The organism is Dyella sp., from assembly GCF_036746095.1.
Lineage (GTDB): Bacteria > Pseudomonadota > Gammaproteobacteria > Xanthomonadales > Rhodanobacteraceae > Dyella_B.
Genome location: NZ_DAIOEU010000114.1, coordinates 1 through 4,025 on the forward strand (window position 1 = coordinate 1; position 4,025 = coordinate 4,025).

The window sequence follows — 4,025 nt, forward strand, 5'->3', positions numbered from 1 at the left end:
TACGGCCACAGCAACCAGCCCTCGCATCACATCATCTATATGTACGACTACACCGGCGAACCGTGGAAAGCGCAGGACAAGGTGCGCGACGTGCTTTCGCGCCTGTACCTGGGTAGCGAGATCGGCCAGGGCTATGTCGGCGATGAAGACAACGGCGAAATGTCCGGCTGGTGGCTGTTCAGCGCGGCCGGCTTTTATCCCTTGCGCATGGGTACGCCGGAATACGTGATCGGCGCGCCTTATTTCCCGCATATGGACTTTGCGCTGGAGAACGGCAAGCACATCGTCATCAACGCGCCCGGCGTCAGCGATACGAACCGCTACGTGCAAAGCCTGCGCGTGAATGGTCGGCCATGGAACAAACTCATCTTGCCGCATGAATTGCTCGCGCAAGGCGCCGCGCTGGATTTCGTGATGGGGCCGACCCCTTCCGCTTGGGGGAGTGACGCGCAGGATTTGCCGCCTTCATTGACGACCCGCGGCAAGCCCCTGCCCATGCACGATCTCGTTGGCCCGGGACAAGGTGAACCTGGCAGCGAACCGTCGCTGGCCGATCTCCACCGGCTGTTCGATCACACCAGCGACACCGAAACGCCGTTGCCGGCAGCACATCCCTTCGTCAGCTGGCATTTCCCGCAACCGCAAACGGTGGCGATGTATACGCTCACTTCGGCGAAGCAGACACCGGCGCCATCCAGCTGGACGCTCGAAGCGTCCGACGACGGCCAGCATTGGACAGTGCTGGATACGCGCAAAGGCGAACGCTTCCCATGGCCGCGCCAGACACGCGCGTTTGTCATTCGCCAGCCTGGGCAACATGCGTATTACCGCCTGCGCTTCGACAACGATGCGCCCAAGGCATTGGCGGAGATTGCATTGCTCGGGCAGTAACCCGCTGAGGGCAAATCGCGCTTCAAGCCTCCATGGAGCCAGCTAGGCGGGGATTTCATCCTGGCCTAGGCGCCACGTGCGTGGCCGCATAAGGACCCAGGCCACCTAGCCCGAAAGTCATGCTCACAAGCCACCCGGCAGGCGGCTAAGGTGGGGAACTCGTTCCTCACCATAAAGGTGATCGCCATGCAGCGACTCAGATGGATTCTCACCGCCGCGGTACTGACCAGCACCACGGCCCTGGCTGCCGCGCCTGCCACGACAGGCCATGCGCCCACGGCTAAGACCGGCCGAACGGACATCGGCATCGATCTGAAGGGCATCGATCACTCAGTCAAGCCCGGCGACAACTTCTTCGATTACGCCAACGGCGTCTGGGTCAAGAACACGCAGATCCCGGCGGATCGCTCCAGTACCGGCACCTTCCTGCAGGTGTATGAACTGGCCGAAAAACAGACCTCGCAGCTGATCCGCGGACTCGCGCAAGGCCACGCGCCGGTCGGCTCCAACGAGCGCAAGATTGCCGACTACTACGCGGCCTACATGAATGAGGCCAACATCGAGAAGCTCGGCCTATCCCCGCTCAAGCCCGAACTTGACCGCATCGATGCGATCAAGACGCGCGACGACCTGGCCAGCGTGCTCGGCAGCCAGATGCGCGCCGACGTCGACCCGATCAACGCCACCAACTTCCACACCGAACACCTGTTCGGCCTGTTCGTGACACAAGGGTTGGAAGATTCCTCGCGCAACATGGCCTACCTGCTGCAGGGCGGCATCGCCATGCCCAGCCGCGACTACTACCTGTCGCAAGACAAGGACATGGTCGATGCGCGCACCAAGTACGCGGCATACGTCACCTCGCTGCTGAAGCTCGCCGGCACGCCGGATGCGGTGAGCCAAGCCAAGGCCATCATTGCGCTGGAAACCAAGATCGCGCAGGCGCAGGAAAGTCTGGTCGACAGCCAGGACGTGCACAAGGCCAACAACGTCTGGAACACCGGCGACTTTGCGCAAAAGGCACCCGGCCTGAATTGGAATGCGTACTTCAAGGCCGCCGGCCTGGACAACCAAAAGCAGATCGACGTATGGCAACCCTCCGCCATCACCGGCATCGCCAAATTGGTAGCCAGCGAACCGGTCGAAACCTGGAAGCAACTACTGCGCTTCCACGCGCTGGACGACGCCGCGCCGCTGCTACCGAAGGCCTATGCCGATCTCCATTTCGACTTCTACGGCACCACCCTGCAAGGCACACCCAAGCAACAGGAACGCTGGAAGCGCGCGGTCAACAACACCAATACGGACCTCGGCGACGCGGTTGGCCAGCTCTACGTGAAACACTACTTTCCGCCCTCTTCCAAGGCGAAAGTGGAGGAACTGGTGAAGAACATCGTTGCCGCCTTCGACGAACGCCTGAATACCCTGGCCTGGATGACACCTGCCACGCGTGCGAAGGCCAAGGAAAAAATCGCCACCCTGCGCGTCAGCGTGGGCTATCCGAATACCTGGCGCGACTACAGCGCACTCCAGATCAGTGCCACTGATCCCGTCGGCAACCACGAGCGCGCCGTGGCCTTGGAATACAAGCACCAGCTCGCCAAGCTCGGCCAGCCGGTGGACAAGGGCGAATGGTGGATGACCCCACAAACGGTCAACGCGGTGAACCTGCCATTGCAGAACGCCCTCAACTTCCCCGCCGCCATCCTGCAACCGCCGTTCTTCGATCCGAATGCCGACGCTGCCGCGAACTACGGCTCCGTGGGCGCCATCATCGGCCACGAAATCAGCCACAGCTTCGACAACACCGGTGCCGACTTCGACGCGCAAGGCAAGATGGAAAACTGGTGGACACCCGAAGACGCCGCGCACTTCCAGGCCGCCACGCAGAAACTGGTCAAGCAATACGATCAATACGAAGCCCTGCCCGGCCTGCATGTGAACGGCCAGCAGACCTTGGGCGAAAACATCGCCGACGTGTCCGGTCTCACCGCGGCTTATGCGGCCTATCACAAGTCACTCGGCGGCAAGCCTGCACCGGTGATCGATGGCCTCACCGGCGACCAGCGTTTCTTCCTGGCATTCGGCCAGGCATGGCGTTCGAAGATCCGCGATGCGGCATTGCGCCAACGCCTCGCCACCGACGTGCATGCACCGGCGCAGTTCCGTGCATTGACCGTGCGCAATATCGATGGGTGGTATGACGCGTTCGATGTGAAGCCGGGCGAGAAGCTTTATCTCGCACCCGATGACCGCGTGAAGATCTGGTGAGCATCAAAGCCAACTAAAAAACGCGATGAGCCGCACTCCTCGGAGTGCGGCTTTTTTATCGAGCAAAAACGTTCAAAAAATTCGAGCAGCCTACCGAAAGGCTCATCGAACGAGGACTGTCAAGACGAATAAAGCCGTCTTTTCTGTAGTACACATCTTGCTGCATTGAGCGCACAGGAGAAACCCTCCAAGGCCCACGCAAAGGACACACATCATGATCCGCATTAACAGCCGTTTTGTTCGTCAAACCATTGACGCCTTCGCTCTGATTGTTGGCGTATCGACTGTTTCCTTTGCGCAAGATGCGAACAGCACCTCAACCGATTCGACGTCGCAAACCACCGGTGCGTCGCAGAGCCTGGGGGACATTCTTTCGCTCACCTGCTCTGCATGCACCGGCGGCAGCAGCATTCATGCAAAATAACTCAGCTGAACTTTAAGGCAACACTGAATAAGTATCGCCGTCGTCACCAGCCCTGTCTGTTCGCAGGCCACAGGGCCGTCGGCGAAGGCAGACTGGCGCATCGTCGAGACGGGGACCTGCGGCATGCGGACAGACAGGGCTGGCCCCAACAGGTTGAATTCAAAGTGATGGTAATGTCTGGAAGGCCCGCAGGCTGCGCCGCGCGGCTTGGCAAGACGGCCACCACGCGACGCACCCTGCGAGCCTTCCAGACATCATGACGACGGCAATACTTAATCAGTGTTGCCCTAAATCAGGTGATTCTTCACGAATGAGGCTGGTATCCGTGCACACGTTGCCGCGAATCGCTCAGAGGCCACCACCCGGACCACCGCCAGGCATCGTCGGATAAAGATGCTGCTGCATATTGGCCTGCGCACGCTGTTGCTCGAACACCGCC

General features: G+C 60.4%; 3 protein-coding genes. All 3 read left to right on the forward strand.

What is annotated here, in order from left to right:
• Positions 1–891 (forward strand): glycoside hydrolase domain-containing protein (locus tag V7M64_RS22160; protein WP_333682328.1); only part of this gene is annotated, 891 nt, incomplete at its 5' end.
• Between the two features lie 186 nt (positions 892–1,077).
• Complete coding sequence (locus tag V7M64_RS22165; RefSeq protein WP_333682329.1) at positions 1,078–3,162, forward strand: M13 family metallopeptidase; 2,085 nt, start codon at positions 1,078–1,080, stop codon at positions 3,160–3,162.
• A gap of 214 nt (positions 3,163–3,376) precedes the next feature.
• A complete protein-coding gene (locus V7M64_RS22170) occupies positions 3,377–3,586 on the forward strand; it encodes a hypothetical protein (protein WP_333682330.1) in 210 nt (69 codons plus the stop codon).
• Positions 3,587–4,025: the final 439 nt, after the last annotated feature.

What these genes read in the sequence shown, in the direction of transcription:
- V7M64_RS22165 (WP_333682329.1), top strand. Translation starts at nt 1,078, where the DNA reads ATGCAGCGACTCAGATGGATTCTCACCGCCGCGGTACTGACCAGCACC.
- V7M64_RS22170 (WP_333682330.1), top strand. Translation starts at nt 3,377, where the DNA reads ATGATCCGCATTAACAGCCGTTTTGTTCGTCAAACCATTGACGCCTTC.